14 protein-coding genes and 5 tRNA genes are annotated in these 17,108 nt (G+C 31.7%); 2 read left to right on the forward strand and 17 right to left on the reverse strand.

The features are described from left to right. Nucleotides 1-10: 10 nt before the first annotated feature. From rpoC to ACTTBE_RS02335, 12 genes are all read right to left on the reverse strand, one after another. Entirely contained in the window at nucleotides 11-4,183 is a 4,173-nt protein-coding gene (gene rpoC, locus ACTTBE_RS02280) for a DNA-directed RNA polymerase subunit beta' (protein WP_440648603.1), read from the reverse strand. Next, the gene (rpoB, locus tag ACTTBE_RS02285) at nucleotides 4,183-8,268 is read right to left on the reverse strand and encodes a DNA-directed RNA polymerase subunit beta (protein ID WP_440676974.1); all 4,086 of its coding nucleotides are present in this window, start codon (nucleotides 8,266-8,268) and stop codon (nucleotides 4,183-4,185) included. The genes rpoC and rpoB overlap by 1 nt, the downstream gene beginning before the upstream one ends. Nucleotides 8,269-8,324: 56 nt before the next feature. Next, nucleotides 8,325-8,690, reverse strand: a complete 366-nt coding sequence (gene rplL, locus ACTTBE_RS02290; RefSeq protein WP_262589092.1) for a 50S ribosomal protein L7/L12 — start codon at nucleotides 8,688-8,690, stop codon at nucleotides 8,325-8,327. A 6-nt stretch (nucleotides 8,691-8,696) separates the two neighbouring features. Then, nucleotides 8,697-9,215 (reverse strand): 50S ribosomal protein L10, encoded by a 519-nt coding sequence (gene rplJ / locus ACTTBE_RS02295; protein WP_440676975.1) that lies wholly within the window; start codon nucleotides 9,213-9,215, stop codon nucleotides 8,697-8,699. Nucleotides 9,216-9,220: 5 nt separating this feature from the next. Next, the gene (gene rplA / locus ACTTBE_RS02300) at nucleotides 9,221-9,910 is read right to left on the reverse strand and encodes a 50S ribosomal protein L1 (protein ID WP_440618335.1); all 690 of its coding nucleotides are present in this window, start codon (nucleotides 9,908-9,910) and stop codon (nucleotides 9,221-9,223) included. Then, the gene (gene rplK, locus ACTTBE_RS02305; protein WP_262589090.1) at nucleotides 9,910-10,335 is read right to left on the reverse strand and encodes a 50S ribosomal protein L11; all 426 of its coding nucleotides are present in this window, start codon (nucleotides 10,333-10,335) and stop codon (nucleotides 9,910-9,912) included. The genes rplA and rplK overlap by 1 nt, the downstream gene beginning before the upstream one ends. After that, nucleotides 10,335-10,865, reverse strand: a complete 531-nt coding sequence (gene nusG / locus ACTTBE_RS02310; protein WP_262589089.1) for a transcription termination/antitermination protein NusG — start codon at nucleotides 10,863-10,865, stop codon at nucleotides 10,335-10,337. The genes rplK and nusG overlap by 1 nt, the downstream gene beginning before the upstream one ends. Beyond that, a complete protein-coding gene (gene secE / locus ACTTBE_RS02315; RefSeq protein ID WP_262589088.1) occupies nucleotides 10,865-11,056 on the reverse strand; it encodes a preprotein translocase subunit SecE in 192 nt (63 codons plus the stop codon). The genes nusG and secE overlap by 1 nt, the downstream gene beginning before the upstream one ends. Nucleotides 11,057-11,073: 17 nt before the next feature. Continuing rightward, nucleotides 11,074-11,149, reverse strand: a tRNA-Trp gene (locus ACTTBE_RS02320). 10 nt (nucleotides 11,150-11,159) lie between these two features. Then, a complete protein-coding gene (tuf, locus tag ACTTBE_RS02325; RefSeq protein WP_262589086.1) occupies nucleotides 11,160-12,350 on the reverse strand; it encodes an elongation factor Tu in 1,191 nt (396 codons plus the stop codon). 47 nt (nucleotides 12,351-12,397) lie between these two features. Beyond that, a tRNA-Gly gene (locus ACTTBE_RS02330) sits at nucleotides 12,398-12,471 on the reverse strand. A 46-nt stretch (nucleotides 12,472-12,517) separates the two neighbouring features. After that, nucleotides 12,518-12,603, reverse strand: a tRNA-Tyr gene (locus ACTTBE_RS02335). 130 nt (nucleotides 12,604-12,733) lie between these two features. Here ACTTBE_RS02335 and rlmB point away from each other — a divergent pair. Then, nucleotides 12,734-13,477, forward strand: coding sequence for a 23S rRNA (guanosine(2251)-2'-O)-methyltransferase RlmB (gene rlmB / locus ACTTBE_RS02340; protein ID WP_440676976.1), 744 nt, complete (start codon nucleotides 12,734-12,736; stop codon nucleotides 13,475-13,477). Nucleotides 13,478-13,510: 33 nt separating this feature from the next. Further along, nucleotides 13,511-13,586, forward strand: a tRNA-Thr gene (locus ACTTBE_RS02345). Nucleotides 13,587-13,738: 152 nt separating this feature from the next. Here ACTTBE_RS02345 and ACTTBE_RS02350 read toward each other — a convergent pair. The 5 genes from ACTTBE_RS02350 to ACTTBE_RS02370 form a co-directional block, all read right to left on the reverse strand. Next, nucleotides 13,739-14,509, reverse strand: coding sequence for an NAD kinase (locus ACTTBE_RS02350; RefSeq protein ID WP_440676977.1), 771 nt, complete (start codon nucleotides 14,507-14,509; stop codon nucleotides 13,739-13,741). 4 nt (nucleotides 14,510-14,513) lie between these two features. Next, nucleotides 14,514-14,599: transfer RNA gene (locus tag ACTTBE_RS02355), tRNA-Leu, on the reverse strand. Between the two features lie 44 nt (nucleotides 14,600-14,643). Continuing rightward, nucleotides 14,644-15,936 (reverse strand): NAD(P)H-dependent oxidoreductase, encoded by a 1,293-nt coding sequence (locus tag ACTTBE_RS02360; RefSeq protein ID WP_440676978.1) that lies wholly within the window; start codon nucleotides 15,934-15,936, stop codon nucleotides 14,644-14,646. 5 nt (nucleotides 15,937-15,941) lie between these two features. Further along, nucleotides 15,942-16,343, reverse strand: a complete 402-nt coding sequence (locus tag ACTTBE_RS02365) for a gamma-glutamylcyclotransferase family protein (protein ID WP_440676979.1) — start codon at nucleotides 16,341-16,343, stop codon at nucleotides 15,942-15,944. After that, nucleotides 16,343-17,092, reverse strand: coding sequence for a competence/damage-inducible protein A (locus tag ACTTBE_RS02370; protein ID WP_440672184.1), 750 nt, complete (start codon nucleotides 17,090-17,092; stop codon nucleotides 16,343-16,345). Before ACTTBE_RS02370 ends, ACTTBE_RS02365 begins: the two co-directional genes overlap by 1 nt. Nucleotides 17,093-17,108: the final 16 nt, after the last annotated feature.

The raw sequence follows: 17,108 nt of genomic DNA on the forward strand, positions 1-17,108 counted from the left end.
GGTGATTTTTTTATTGATTTACTTGTGTTTCTTCAGGCTCAGAAGCTTCAAGTTTATCTTGTTCTGCTAAGAAGCTATTATCATCTTCTAAAGCCTTGTTGTTCCATCTGTTCTTGATATTACCCGTTCCAGCAGGAACTAATCTTCCAACTATTACGTTCTCTTTTAAACCGTTTAATGGATCAACTTTCCCTTTAATTGCTGCGTCTGTTAATACTCTTGTTGTCTCTTGGAAAGATGCAGCAGAAATGAATGATTCTGTTTGAAGTGAAGCTTTAGTAATACCCATTAAAACTCTTTCTCCAACTGCAGGAGTTTTGCCTTCAGCAACTAATTTTTCATTAGTATTATCAAACTTGATTCTATCAACTACTTCACCCGGTAAATAGCTTGAATCTCCAGATACCTTAACTTCAACTTTCTTAAGCATTTGTCTTAGAATTGTTTCAATATGTTTATCGTTAATAATTACACCTTGTAATCGATATACTTCTTGGACTTGATTAACAAAATATTCTGTTAATTCTTTAATACCTAAAATTCTTAAAATATCATGCGGTAATGGCTGTCCATCTAAAAGATATTCACCTTTTTGAATTTTTTCACCAGGATTAAAGTTAATGTGTTTTCCTTTTGGAATTAAATAATTTGATGGTTCTGACCCGTCTTCTGGAACAATCGAAATTCTTTGTTTACCTCTAACTTCTTTTCCAAAAACAACGCTTCCATCATTTTCAGCAATAATAGCACTGTCCTTAGCTTTTCTAGCTTCGAAAAGTTCAGCTACTCTTGGAAGACCTCCGGTAATATCTTTAGTTTTTGTTGTTTCTTTAGGTAATCTTGCAATAACATCGCCAGCATAAACTTTTTGACCATCTTTAATTGATAAAATCGAATCTGGTACTAAGTAATATCTAGCTTCATTGTCATCTGCTTTTTTAATTACATTTCCTTTTTCATCTCTTAAAGTAATTCTTGGTTTTAAATCTGTACTCTTAGATTGACCTCTCCAATCAATCACAGATTTTGATGAAATACCAGTTGCATCATCAGTAGTTTCTTGAATTGAAACACCATCTATTAAATCAACATAACTTGCAATACCACTCTTTTCAGCAATAACTGGAGTTGTATATGGATCCCACTCACAAATTTTTGTATTTGCTTTAACTTTATCTCCATTATTAAAAAATAATCTTGATCCATAAGCAACTTTATAAACTGCTATTTGAACTCCTTTATCATCCTCAATAGAAAGTTGAGTATTTCTTCCCATAACAATTAAATTCTTCTTAGAGTCTTCTAGAATATTTGAGTTAATAATTTTTAATGTTCCATCACTTTTGCTGATAATTTGGTTATCTTGTTTAACCGAAGCTGTTCCCCCAACGTGGAATGTTCTCATCGTTAACTGCGTACCTGGTTCTCCAATTGATTGAGCTGAAATCATACCAATTGCTTCACCGACATGCACCATTTTACCTCTAGATAAGTCTCTTCCGTAACAAGTAGCGCAAACACCCTCTTTAGAACTACAAGTCATTACTGAATAAACTTTTATAGATTTAACACCTGCTGCATCAATTTTATCACAGCCTGCCTCGTCAATCATTTCAGACTTTTTGATTATTACTTCACCACTCAAAGGATTTTTCACTTCAGCAGCTGTAACTCTACCCAGTGCTCTTTCTGCCAAACTAACAACTACATTACCACCCTCTAAGATCTCTGATAGTTCAATAAAACCTGGTTCTTCACATTTAATTTTTGTTACTGTTAAATCTTGAGCAACATCACACAATCTTCTTGTTAAATAACCAGAGCTTGCTGTTTTAAGCGCGGTATCTGCTAATCCTTTTCTTGCTCCGTGTGTAGAATTAAAATACTCTAAGGCTGTTAAACCCTCTTTAAAGTTGGAGATAATTGGACTTTCAATAATTTCACCTGAAGGTTTTGCAATTAATCCTCTCATACCAGCTAATTGTTTCATTTGCGCTGCTGAACCTCTTGCACCACTATCCGCCATCATAAATACTGAATTTATTTTTAAGCCCTCTTCTGTTTTTTCAGTTGCAGAAATTCTTTTCATCATTTCACCCGCAACTTTATCAGTACATTTAGACCATGCATCGACAACCTTGTTGTACTTCTCGCCTCTTGTAATCAAACCTTCAGCATATTGAGTTTCATAATCAGCAATTAATTTTTTAGTATCATCAATTAATTGAGTTTTATTTTCAGGAATAATTAAATCATCTTTTCCAAATGAAATTCCTGCTTTAAATGCATGCTTAAATCCTAAATCTTTAAGCTTATCGCAGAAAATAACTGTCGTTTTCTGACCACAGAATCTGAAAACCACATCAATTATCTCAGAAACAACTTTTTTTGGTAGCAATCTATCAACTAATGAAAATTTAATATTGCTATTTTTTGGTAATAGGTTGGCTAATAAAAATCTTCCTGCAGTTGATGTGTATTTTTCAATCTTCTTATTTCCTTGTTCATCAACAGTTTCATATCTTGAAATTATAGTACTATGAACGTTAATTTCACCTGAAGACAATGCAAACTCTATTTGATCAGAATTAGTAAAGTATCCAGATGGTTTATCCGATACTGGTTCCTGAGAAAGATAATATATTCCTAAAATCATATCCTGACTTGGAACAATAATAGGTTTACCATTTGAAGGAGATAGAATGTTGTTTGTTGATAGCATTAATATTCTTGCTTCCAACTGAGCTTCTAAACTTAAAGGTACATGAACAGCCATTTGGTCACCATCAAAATCAGCATTAAAAGCTGCACAAGTTAAAGGGTGTAGCTCAATTGCATCACCTTCAATTAATTTTGGTTCAAAAGCTTGAACACCAAGTCTATGAAGTGTTGGTGCTCTATTTAATAAAACAGGGTGCTCTCTTACGATTAACTCTAACGCATCCCATACAGCATTAGTTTCTTTCTCTACTAATTTTTTAGCTTGTTTGATTGTAGATGCTAATCCTAATTTATTTAATCTTGCGTATAAAAATGGTTTAAATAACTCCAAAGCCATTTTTTTTGGCAATCCACACTCATGTAATTTTAAGTCTGGACCGACAACGATTACTGATCTTCCAGAGTAATCTACCCTTTTCCCTAACAAGTTTTGTCTAAATCTACCTTGCTTTCCTTTAAGCATTTCTGCAAGAGATTTAAGTGGTCTTTTACCTGTTCCAGTAATAACACGACCTCTTCTTCCATTGTCGAAAAGAGCATCAACAGACTCTTGAAGCATTCTTTTTTCATTTCTAACAATGATGTCTGGAGCTTTAAGATCCATTAATCTTTTTAATCTATTATTTCTGTTAATAACTCTTCTATATAGGTCGTTAAGATCTGAAGTAGCAAATCTACCACCATCTAGCGGAACCAATGGCCTTAATTCTGGCGGAATAACTGGAACCACAGTCATAATCATCCACTCTGGTTTTTGACCAGTTTCGATAAATGACTCTATTAATTTTAATCTCTTAATTGCTCTTTCTTCATTAACTTTAGATTTAGTCTCTTTAATAAAGCTAACAAGATTTTTTCTCTCTAATTCTAAGTCAAGATTTTTTAACATCTCAAGAACAGCTTCTGCTCCAATACCTGCAGTAAAGCTTTCTTCTCCAAATTCATCTTGATATTTTGCTAATTCTTCCTCATTTAAAAGTTGGTTTTTTTGAAGGCCAGTTAATCCTGGTTCGATTACTATAAAGTTTTCAAAATAAAGAACTCTCTCAATCTCTTTCAACTTCATGTCTACTGCAAGTGCAATTCTACTTGGTAATGATTTCAAGAACCAAATATGTGCCACAGGAGTTGCAAGATTAATGTGACCCATTCTCTCTCTTCTTACATTAGATTTTGTTACCTCAACGCCACATTTTTCACAAATAATACCTCTAAATTTCATTCGTTTATACTTTCCGCATAAACATTCGTAATCTTTGATTGGTCCAAAAATTCTTGCGCAGAATAGACCATCTTTCTCTGGTCTAAATGTTCTATAATTTATAGTTTCTGGTTTTTTAATTTCACCAAATGTCCAAGATTTAATTTTTTCAGGACTAGCTAAAGAAATTTTAATGCTATTAAAATTTTGCGCTTCTGAAATTTCGCTTCCTTTAAATAAATCAGTTAATTCTTTTTTCATTAATTAAGCTCCACGTTTAATGCTAATGATTTAATTTCTTTAACTAAGACGTTAAATGACTCTGGAATACCAGACTCGAAATTCTCTTCACCTTTAACTATAGTTTCGTAAACTTTAACTCTTCCAGCAACATCATCAGATTTTACAGTCAAAATTTCTTGTAAAGTATAAGAAGCTCCGTAAGCTTCAAGAGCCCATACTTCCATTTCTCCAAATCTTTGACCACCTAATTGTGCTTTACCACCAAGAGGTTGTTGTGTGACCAAACTGTAAGGACCTGTAGATCTTGCGTGAATTTTATCTTCAACTAAGTGATGAAGTTTTAACATATAAATTATTCCAACTGTAACTGGTCTATCAAATTTTTCTCCAGTTCTTCCATCCCATAAATAAGTTTGTCCAGATCCTGGTAAGTTCGCTAACTCTAACATGTCAGTTACATTTTTCTCTTTAGCACCATCAAAAACAGGAGTTGATATTGCAATACCATTTTGTAAGTTTTCACACAGGTCTTTAAATTCGTTCTTACTTAATTTATCTACTTTTTCATTGAAAGTGTCTTCTCCATAAACAGATTTTAAAAATTTTTCTATTTTTTCAGTTCTTTCGATCTTTTTATTATTTTCGTTAACTAAATTTTTAATCTGTTCACCAAATTCTTTACAAGCCCAACCTAGGTGAGTTTCTAAAATTTGACCTACATTCATCCTACTTGGAACACCTAGAGGATTTAAAACAATATCAACTGGTCTACCATCTTCTCTGTATGGCATATCTTCAACTGGCACTATTTTACTAACAACGCCCTTATTACCATGTCTTCCTGACATTTTATCACCTGGTCTTAATCTTCTCTTAATAGCTACAAAAACTTTTACCATTTTCATAACACTTGGTAATAAATCATCACCACTTCTAATTTTCAAAACTTTATCTTCAAATCTTTCTGTAATGTCTTGTTTTGCTTTGTTGTATTGATCTTTAAGTTGTGCCAAAGTTGCTTCATCATTTACATTTCCAACTGTTATTTTAAATACATCATTTATAGAAAGATTATTGATTGCATCAAAATCAAGTTTTGTTCCTTCAGATAAATCTTTTACTTTTTTAGTTAATGATGATCCTGATAAAATTTGTGAAGCTCTTTGTTTAATACTTCTCTCTAAAATTTCTTCCTCTACTAATTTATCTTGTTGAACTTGTTCAATTTCAGCTCTTTCAATAGTTATTGATCTTTCGTCTTTTTCAATACCATGTCTGTTAAATACTCTTACATCAACAACCGTACCACTAGCACCTCGTGACATTCTCAAAGATGTATCAGTGACATCAATAGCTTTCTCTCCGAAAATTGATCTTAATAGTTTTTCTTCTGGTCCTGATGCTGAATCACCTTTTGGTGTAACTTTTCCAACTAATATATCACCAGCGTTTACTTCAGCTCCAATGTAAACTATTCCTGACTCATCAAGATTTTTCAAAGCTTCTTCATTAACATTAGGAATATCTCTAGTAATTTCTTCTTCTCCTAATTTAGTGTCTCTCGCCATTATTTCGTATTCTTCAATATGAACTGAAGTAAATACATCGTCAGTTACACATCTTTCTGAAATCAAAATTGAGTCTTCAAAGTTGTAACCTTGCCATGGCATGAAAGCTACTGTTACATTTTTTCCAAGTGCTAACTCACCTAATTTTGTTGAAGGACCATCTGCAATAATATCACCAGATTTAACTTTATCACCAACTCTAACAAGTGGTCTTTGGTTAATGCATGTATTTTGGTTTGATCTTTTAAATTTTTGCAAGTTATAAATGTCAACACCTGACTCACTAAAATCAGTTTCTTCTGTTACTTTAATAACAATTCTCTTACCATCAATTTTATCAACAACTCCATCTCTCTTAGCAACAATCGTTACACCAGAGTCTAACGCTACATCACTTTCAATTCCAGTACCAACCAATGGAGACTCCGGTTTTAAAAGAGGAACTGCTTGTCTCATCATGTTAGAACCCATTAGAGCTCTGTTAGCATCATCATTTTCCAAGAAAGGTATTAAAGATGCTGCAACAGAAACAAGTTGTTTTGGTGAAACGTCAATATAATCAATTGCATCTGGTTTTGATAAAAGGAAGTTTAAATTTTGTCTGCAAGAAACAAGCTCCTCAACTATCTTTCCATTTTTATCTAACTTTGTATTTGCTTGAGCAATTGTAAATTTGGTTTCTTCCATTGCAGATAAATACTCAACTTTATCCTGCACAACTCCATCTTTTACTTTTTTATATGGGCTTTCAATAAAACCATATTTATTTATTTTTGCATAAGTTGATAAACTATTTATCAAACCGATGTTTGGCCCTTCTGGAGTCTCAATTGGGCAAATTCTTCCATAATGAGTTGGGTGAACGTCTCGAACTTCAAATCCTGCTCTTTCTCTTGTTAGTCCACCTGGTCCAAGAGCAGAAACCCTTCTTTTATGTGTAATTTCTGACAATGGATTTGTTTGATCCATAAACTGTGAAAGTTGAGAGCTAGCAAAAAAATCTTTCAATGAAACAGTTAGTGGTTTTGCGTTAATTAAATCCTGTGGCATCGCAGACTCAACATCTAAAGTAGTCATTTTTTCTTTAATAGCCCTTTCCATTCTGTAAACACCAATTCTCGCTTGGTTTTCAACTAATTCACCTACAGAACGTACTCTTCTATTTCCTAAATGATCAATATCATCAACATCATCCTTACCATCTCGCAAATCTAACATTTTGTGAATAATTGCAATAATGTCATCATTTCTTAAGATTGTAATTTTATCAGAACAATCTTGGTTTAGTCTTGAATTCATTTTCACTCTGCCAACATCAGATAGATCGTATCTGTCTGAACTAAAGAAAAGATTGTTAAATATTTGAGTGGCTATTTCAATTGTTGGTGGCTCTCCAGGTCTTAGCATTTTATATATTTCAGTTATAGCTTCATCTTTAGAGTTATTTTTGTCTGCTAAAACAGTTGTTAATAAATAAGGTCCTTTATTTATGGAATTTGTTATCGATATCTGTAAAGAGTGAATATTTGCATCCAGAATTTGTTGAATAATTGTATCATTTAATTCAGTACCAATTTTAAACGTACCTTCTTCTTCATCACTTACTTTAACATCTCTATGTAAAAATTTTCCAAAAAGAGATTCTCTTGAAACTAAAATATCTTTAAGTCCATCGTTAGCTAATTTTTTAGCATTTAAAAAATTTATCTTATCACCTAATTTTATTACTACTTCACCAGTTTTCGCATCAATTACTTCTTCTGAAAAATTTTTAGCTTTATAATTTTCAGGGTTAAATTTAGTTTTCCATTTTTCTGTCTTAGGATCAAAAGTGTATTGCTCACTATCATAAAACTCATCAACAATTTCTGACTTAGAAAAACCTAAAGCTAAAAGCAATGTTGAAGCAAATATTTTTTTCTTTCTATCAATTTTAAAATATAGAAAATCTTTAACATCATATTCAAAATCTAACCAGGATCCTCTGTTAGGTATTACTCTACAATTAAATAATAATTTTCCACTTGCGTGTGTTTTTCCTTTGTCATGGTCAAAGAAAACACCTGGACTTCTATGCATTTGGTTAACTACAACACGTTGAACACCATTGGTAATAAATGTTCCACTATTAGTCATCATAGGAACTTCACCCATGTAAACTTCTTGTTCTTTTGCAGATAAAATATCCTTAGTATTATTTTCTTGATCTATTTCGTAAACAACTAATCTTAAAGTACATTTAAGAGCTGAAGAATAAGTTAGACCTCTTGTTATACATTCTTCAACATCAAATTTAGGTTTTTCTAATCTGTATGAAACGTATTCAAGAGTTGCTTTGTCGTTTAAATCCTCAATTGGAAAAATACTTTTAAATACTCTATCAAAACCTTTTGTTAATTCAGTTTCAGCATAGAATTCAGTTAATTCTTTGTAAGAATTTTTTTGAACTTCGATAAGGTTTGGTATTGATAAGCTCTCTTTTAGTTTACCAAAACTTTTTCTAATATTTTTCTTTTCAGTAAAAGATAATTGCATCTATATTTATTAATACTGATTAAAAATAATCAGTATTTGAATTCTTTCTAATTAATTTATTTAAGTTCTACTTTTGCGCCAGCAGCTTCTAACTTAGCTTTGATCTCTTCGGCATCTTTTTTGTTAACACCTGATTTAACTTCTTTTGGTGCTCCCTCTACAAGATCTTTTGCTTCTTTTAAACCTAATGAAGTAGCTGCTCTTACTTCTTTAATAACATTAATTTTTTTATCACCTGCAGAAACTAGCATGATAGTGAAATCATCTTTTTCTTCTGCTGGAGCTGCACCACCTGCTGCTGCTGGAGCTGCTGCTGCCATTGGAGTTACACCCCACTTTTCTTCTAACTGTTTTGAAAGTTCGGCTGCTTCAGCGACAGTCAAACTTGATAAGTCTTCAATAATTTTATTTAGGTCAGGCATATTTTTCTACTCTTTGGGTTGTGTTTCAGAATTTTCTGCGGACAAACTACTCATTTTTTCCGAATGTGCAAGCAAAATACTAATTAATTTTGATGCTGGAGCGTTTAAAATACCTACAATATTAGCTCTTGCTTCATCTAGGGTAGGTAAACTAGCAACATTTTGGACACCGGTCTGATCCAGGACCTCATCATCCATTATTCCGCCAATTAATTTAAGATTCTCATTATCTTTAGCAAATTTAGATAAGATCCTTGCAGACATTATTGCATCTTCACCAAATGCAACCGCTGTTGGACCTGTGAAAAGATTAGATAAATCTTTACACTTAGTTTTTTCTAATGCTAATTTTGTGATTCTGTTTTTAGTAATTTTAAAGACGATACCATGCTCTCTCATTTTTGCTCTTAAATCGTCTAATTGAGTCATTGTTAAGCCTTGATAGTGTGTAACCATCACAGCTTTACTACTCTCAAATTTAGAAGTCATTTCTTCAATATAATTTTTCTTTTGTTCTTTGTTCATCATAACTATATCGATTTTCCTAATTTAACTTTGTATGAAACACCCATAGTAGAAGTTGCAAAAACACCTTTTATTAAATCACCTTTGAGTGTGTTGTTAGATTTTTCTTTTTCTAATGCATCTATTATTGCATTATAATTCTTCAATAATTGATCATCACTGAATGATTTTTTTCCAATACTTACTCCAATGTTTCCATCTTTATCATTTCTAATTTCAACTTGTCCTGATTTTGCATCAGTAACTGCTTGTTTAATATTTTCAGATACTGAACCAAGTTTAGGATTTGGCATTAATCCTTTTGGACCTAAAACTTTTCCTAATTTCGACAGTTTGATCATCATCCCTGGTGTGCAAATCAATTTTTCAAAATTTAAATCTCCACCTTTGATTTGTTCAACAAACTCATCTCCACCAACAATATCAGCGCCCGCATCTTTTGCCTCTTGTGCTTTATTATCTTCACAAACAACAGCAACTTTTACTTTCTTACCTGTTCCTCCTGGAAGATTTACCACAGTTCTAATGTTGACTTCACTTTTCTTTTGTTTGTTATTTATTTGAAAACTTAAATCTAAAGATTCATCAAATTTTGTTGTGCAATTTTTTTTAAGCTCGGGTAATAATTTTTCAATAGACTCTGCATTTAAATCTTTAGTTTTTTCAGGTAATTTTTTATATCTTTTTGAAGCCATTATTCTTTTACCTCTATACCCATTGATCTAGCTGAACCTGCAATAATTTTTACTGCTTCATTTATATCGTGAGCATTTAAATCATTCATTTTTTCTTTAGCAATATCTTCTAATTGTTTTTTTGAAATTGAAGCTACAATATTTCTTCCTGGTTCTTTTGATCCACCTTTTAATTTAACAGCTTCTTTAATATAAAAAGATGCTGGTGGTGATTTAATTTTAAAATCGAATTTTTTATCTTTATAAACAGTAATTTCAACTGGGACAGGTTTTCCAGCCATAGATTTTGTTTTGTCGTTAAATGCTTTACAAAATTCCATTATATTAACGCCACGTTGACCTAAAGCAGGACCAACAGGAGGAGCAGGATTAGCTTGTCCACCTTTAATTTGTAACTTTATAAATCCACTAATTTCTTTTGCCATTAACTTACTTTCTCAACTTGGTTATATTCTAAATCTACCGGTGTTGGACGACCAAATATAGAAACTGACACCTTAAGTCTAGCTTTTTCTTCATCAATTTCTTCAATCATTCCATTAAATGATGCAAATGGGCCATCAACAACCTGAACTTTTTCGCCAACGCTGTAATCTATACCAGATTTTGGCTGAGCCACACCATCTTTAATTTGACCTAAAATCTTCTCAACTTCTTTATCAGAAACAGGTACTGGGATGCCTTTTGATCCAAGGAAACCACTAACTCTCTTTATTCCTTTGATCATATGATAAATATTATTATCCATTTCACTCTTAATTAGTACATATCCAGGAAAATATTTCTTCTTTCTTTGTATTCTCTTACCTCTTTTAACTTCTGTAACATCGTGAGTTGGAACTATAATTTCCTCAAATTTCTCACTTATTTTAGCTTTATCCGCTTCTTCTTTAATTAATGAAGCAACTTTATTTTCAAAACTGGAGTGTGATTGAACAATGTACCAATTTTTCATTAAATGCTCACCTTTAACAATAATTCTAAGAAGAATTTAAGAACCTGATCTAATAAAAGGAAGAATAAAGACATTACAACAGCCATAACGAATACCATTAAAGCACCTTGCAATGTTTCTTTCCAAGTTGGCCAAGTAACTTTGAAAGCCTCTTGTTTTACTTCCTGAATAAATTTAATCGGGTTCTTCATAATTCTTTAGCTCAAATTGGCAGGAGCGGAGGGACTCGAACCCTCAGCCTCCGGTTTTGGAGACCGGCGCTCTACCAATTGAGCTACACTCCTATTTATAGAGTTACTCTATAATTTTAGTTACAACTCCTGCTCCAACAGTTCTACCACCTTCTCTTATAGCAAAGTTTAATTTTTCAGCCATTGCAATAGGTGTAATCAGTTTAACAGTGAATTTAGCATCATCACCTGGCATAACCATTTCAGTACCTGCTGGTAATTCTACTTCTCCTGTAACGTCTGTTGTTCTAAAATAAAACTGTGGTCTATATTTTGTAAAGAAAGGAGTATGTCTTCCACCCTCGTCTTTTTTAAGAATATAGGCTTGAGCTTCAAATTTAGTATGAGGAGTTATTGATCCAGGCTTACAAAGAACTTGACCTCTTTCAATGTCAGTTCTTTCAATACCTCTCAATAAAATTCCTACGTTATCACCAGCTTCACCTGAGTCTAAAAGTTTTCTAAACATTTCTACTCCAGTACAAACTGATTTTTTTGTTTCTTTAATTCCAACGATTTCAACTTCCTCACCAGTTTTAATTACACCAGATTCTACTCTTCCAGTTGCAACTGTTCCTCTTCCTGAAATTGAAAATACGTCCTCAACTGGCATCAAGAATGGTTTGTCAACTTCTCTAGCTGGTTGCGGGATATGTTCATCAACAGCTTTCATTAATTCTAAAATTGAATTTTTTCCAATTTCATCATCTCTTTTTTCAACTGCTGCTAAAGCCGAACCTTTAACGATTGGAGTTGTATCTCCAGGATATTTGTATGAAGTTAAAAGTTCTCTAATTTCTTCTTCTACAAGTTCAATCATATCTTTATCATCAACTTGGTCTACTTTATTTAAGTAAACAACAATTGCTGGAATACCAACTTGTCTTCCTAAAAGAATATGTTCTCTTGTTTGTGGCATAGGACCATCAGCTGCATTAACAACTAATATTGCTCCATCCATTTGTGCTGCACCAGTAATCATATTTTTTACATAGTCAGCGTGACCAGGACAGTCTACGTGAGCATAGTGTCTTTTTTCAGTTTCATATTCAACGTGTGCTGTTGAAATTGTAATTCCTCTTTCTTTTTCCTCTGGAGCTTTATCGATTTGATCGTATGCTACAGCTGTTCCACCACCAGCTTCAGCTAATACATTTGTTATAGCTGCGGTAAGAGTTGTTTTACCATGGTCGACATGACCAATAGTCCCAATGTTACAGTGGGGTTTACTTCGTACGAATTTTTCTTTTGACATTTCTTTTTAACCTCAGTTTTTTTTTTTTGTTTCTTACTTTAATTTCTTGGAGCGGGTAAAGGGAATCGAACCCTTACATCCAGCTTGGAAGGCTAGCGTTCTACCATTGAACTACACCCGCACAACCCCAAGAGTAACACTCCATTGTTATTTAAAATTATATTAAATGGTGGAGGGGGAAAGATTCGAACTTTCGAAGACCGAAGTCAACGGGTTTACAGCCCGCCCCATTTGACCGCTCTGGAACCCCTCCTTTGGGGAAGTGTCCCCTTGTTCAATATAGCTTCAAATAACATGCGTTTTATATATTTTATTTATCCAAATGCAACACGTGATTTATTAAGAAAAACTATTAAAAAACGTGTAAAACACATCATAATTTTATGAATAAATCATCTTTTTTTATTGTTGGTCAACATGCGGTAATGGAAGCATTACGTAATCCAAATAGGAAAGTTTTAAGAGTGTTTTTAACAGAGGATGCTAAAAAAAATATTCATAGAAAAAATCCAAATAAAAATCTTCTTGAAGAGGTAAAAGTCTATTTTAAATCAAAAAAAGAGTTAGACAAATACTCATCAAAAGAACAATTAATGCATAATGGATATGTTGCTGAGATTGAACATTTAGATCAACCAGAATTAAAAGAATTTATTAAAGAAAAAAATAATTTAACCTTCGTATGTTTGGATGAAGTTACTGATCCAAGAAATATAGGTTCACTCATTAGAAGCGCAGCATCTTTTAAAATTGATGGTGTAATAATTAAAGAGAGACATTTTCCAAAGGATAGTAAACTAATGTATAAATCAGCGAGCGGATGTATGGAGCATGTAAATATTTTTGAAGTTTCAAATATTAATTCTACCTTAAAAAATTTAAGAGAAAAAAATTTTTGGGTTTATGGTTTTGATTCAAAGGGCCAAAAGGATTTTACTGATGTCAAATGGGAGGGAAATAATATTTTACTTTTTGGATCAGAAGGATTTGGAATGAGACAACACACTGGAAAATATGCAGATTTTTTTGTCAAAATTGACATCAATGAAGAAATAGAAAGTTTAAATATATCAAATAGTGCAGCAATAGTGTTTCATCACTTAAGTTATTTAAAAAAAAAGAGTTGATTATTTAACAAATAATTAATAATTATTGCGCATGCCCTTGTAGCTCAGTTGGTAGAGCAATTGATTTGTAATCAATAGGTCCGCGGTTCGAATCCGTGCGGGGGCACCACTTTTTTCTTTACCAAGCAGTTAACTTCAAACACTTATCAAAATTCTCGATACGAACATAGCAACCGAAGAATGACATTAATTTAAATGCAAAAAATCCTGCAAACAAAACTAAAACAACTATTATAATTGGATTAAATTTATTCATTAAATCTAACTTGTTTCTTTTCTTATTTGTTCAATTTTAATTTTTTTTTGTAGACTTCTATTTTTATCATAGAGAAGATTAAACTTAATTTTATTATTTATTTTAACGCTAATAGATTTTGCATTTCTTACTTCCAAATTATCTGCAACTGCACTAATGGGTCTCTTAGATGGATTGAGATTTGTGATAACAATTTTAGATTTATCATTAACTATTTTACCCTTCCACCTTCTTGGTCTAAATGCGCTAATTGGAGATATGGATAATTTTTTTGAATGAAGACTTAATATAGGTCCATGAACAGATAAATTATAAGCAGTGCTTCCAGCAGGTGTAGACACCAAAACTCCATCAGAAACTAATTTTTTTATAATTTGCCTAGAACCTTGTTTAATTGATAACGAAGCTGCTTGTCTGCTCTGTCTTAATACAGAAACTTCATTAATAGCAATAGATTTTTTGATTTGATTATTTTTATTTCTTACAATCATCTCTAAAGGAGAAATTGAAACCATATTTGCTTTGGAAAGGTTTTTTATTATATCTTTTGAGGAAAATTTATTCATTAGAAAACCGTAGTTTCCAGAGTTAATTCCATAGAAAAACTTATTAGAATTTTTGTTTCTTTTAAGAGTTTGGAGCATAAAACCATCACCTCCAATAACAATAGTTAAATTTTTGTTTTGAAAATTATTAGAACTAATTTTTTTTAATAAAATATTTTTTATATTTAAGGATTTATTATTTTTATCAGAAATAATTTGTAGTTTGTTCATTTAATGGTGCCCTCGGCCAGACTCGAACTGGCACTCCGCAAGCGGCAAGGATTTTAAGTCCTTTGTGTCTACCAATTTCACCACGAGGGCATTAATGAATTTCACTGTTATATCCACAATTATTTATAACTCAACTATATTAAATTGTATTGGTAATCTCTAGCTTCTATTACCTCTTTTGGCAAATTAAGCTCAACATCACCAATTTTTATTATTTCATCTTTGTTGATATTTTTTTTCAATATTGCATTATCTGTTAAACCAAGTGGTAAAATCATTTCATTTTTTGAATTTTGAGATGTAATTAATTTACCTCTTGCACAAAACCCTCCTTCCCCATCGAGCTTTTCACCAACTTTTAAATCTTTTTTTGCAACACTTGCAACATCTGCATTATATTTTTTTGTATAACCTGTTGCTCTATTATCAAGCGCTATAGAATATATCGACTGAGCAAGTTCTAAACCAATATAATGATAAGGTCTCCATATTGCCGAGTAGTTTCCAGAGGAATCTGTGACCATTCCATAATCTTTAAAACAATTTTTTACATATTCATTTTGAGCTTTAATTACAATGTATACGCCCCACCTCAAGTCATTAGGAATATCTTTTTTATTTAGATCAATACTTGATATAACTTCAACTTGACCTTCAAAATCAATTAATCCACCATCTTTTTTTGGTATTAATTTTTTTGCTATATCATAAACCCCAACTGGAGGAAAAGTTAATCCGTTGGAAGGACATTTAAGATTTGCAGCATTGCTTACTGCGCACATTTCAATTGCAGATTTATCACCACATAAAAAACTATTGAACATTTTAGGATTCATTCCTGACTCACTCTCTGCTCTTTCTTTAGTTAAACCATAATGACCCCAAACTGTATCAGGTGTAGAATATTCAAAACTTGGATGGTATTTTGTTCCTTTTCCAGCACAAATAACTTCAAAACCATTAAGTCTAGCCCATTCAATTTGTTCTAGAATTAACGAAGGTTGATCACCATAAGCCATCGAACAAATAACTCTATTTTCTCTAGCTAAATCTGATAAATATTTTCCACATGTAATATCTGCCTCTACATTAACTAAAATCAAATGTTTCTTTTCTTTTAAAATCCTTGTTGCATGGACAGTACCTACAATAGGGTTTCCTGTTGCTTCAATGAAGATTTCAATATTTCTATCAATAATTTGATCAAGAGAAGTTGAAAAATTAATTTTAGATACCTCTTCTTTACTTACTCCACTTTTTAAACAATTTCTTTTTGCTTGATCAATATTGAGGTCAACTATGCTATCAATTTTAATTTTATTTAAGTTAGAATATTGAGATAAAAACATACTTACAAATTTTCCACATCCAATAAAAGCTACTCTTATTTGATTTTTTTGATCTTCTAATTTTGTGTGTAAAAACATTTCAATTAAAATTGTAAAGCTTTTGTGAGAAATTTTTTATCTAACTTGCAATCTTTATATCCTCTTTTAACTATGTTTAGATATCTTTCTGTAGGAAACTTAAAAGGAGATTTCTTGACCATTGTATAAGTCATGACTTTTTTTCCATAATAATAAAAATAGTGTTTTTTATATAAAATTGGAAAATCCTCATAAACATCCAACTTTTTCTCATCACTTTTTGATATTTCAAATAATCCACCTGGTACGATCGAATTTTTTTTTGGCTCTATATCTGCTGCTCTGTATTTACTTCTAAATGTTAATTTAAAATCTTTTAAGTTTATTTTTTTTAAAAAAACACTGTCTTTACATCTTCGTTTCATTTGAAAATGATAAAGATTGCTACCGTAAGCAAAATACAACATTAGCGCTCAACTACCTCAATTTTTTTTTCATTTACAAATTTTAAAATCTGCGAATTACAATCATCAATTTTATTTTGATCTTCTGATCTAATAACTATCGATACACCAAGCTTACCAGCATGAAAAAATGGGTAACTGCCAATCTCTACGTCCAAATTATTATTTTGTACTTTTGTTAATGAACTTGCTATTTCACTTTCAACTGTTCTTAAACTTATAGTTAAACTTTTGATTGGTTCACCTCCAACTATATTATTTGTTAATCCACCTAACATGGATTTTAATATAGAAGGAACTCCCGGTAGTGAGTAAACATTCTCAACATTAAATCCTGGAGCACCACTTGTTGGATTTAAAATAAGATTTGCATTTTCAGGCATCCATGCCATTTTTTGTCTTCCCTCATTAAATTCTCCAGGTTGATAATATTCTTCTAGAATTTTGAAAGCTTCCTTGTGAACTTCGTATTTTATTCCAAATGCTTTTGAAACTGATTGAGCTGTTATATCATCGTGAGTAGGTCCAATACCACCAGTTGTAAAAACATAATCATATTTTAATCTAAGTAAATTTAGTGTTTCAACTATAATATTTTCTACATCAGGAATTACCCTAACCTCCTCAACCTTTACCCCTATAGAATTTAACCAAGTTGCTAATGTTGAGGTATTAGTGTCTTGTGTTCTTCCAGATAAAATTTCATTACCAATAATTAAAATTGAAGCTTTAAATTTTGCTTTTTTATCCATATGAAATATATAATTT

Origin of the sequence: Candidatus Pelagibacter sp. HIMB1587 (assembly GCF_052047775.1) — a bacterium.
Taxonomy (GTDB): domain Bacteria; phylum Pseudomonadota; class Alphaproteobacteria; order Pelagibacterales; family Pelagibacteraceae; genus Pelagibacter.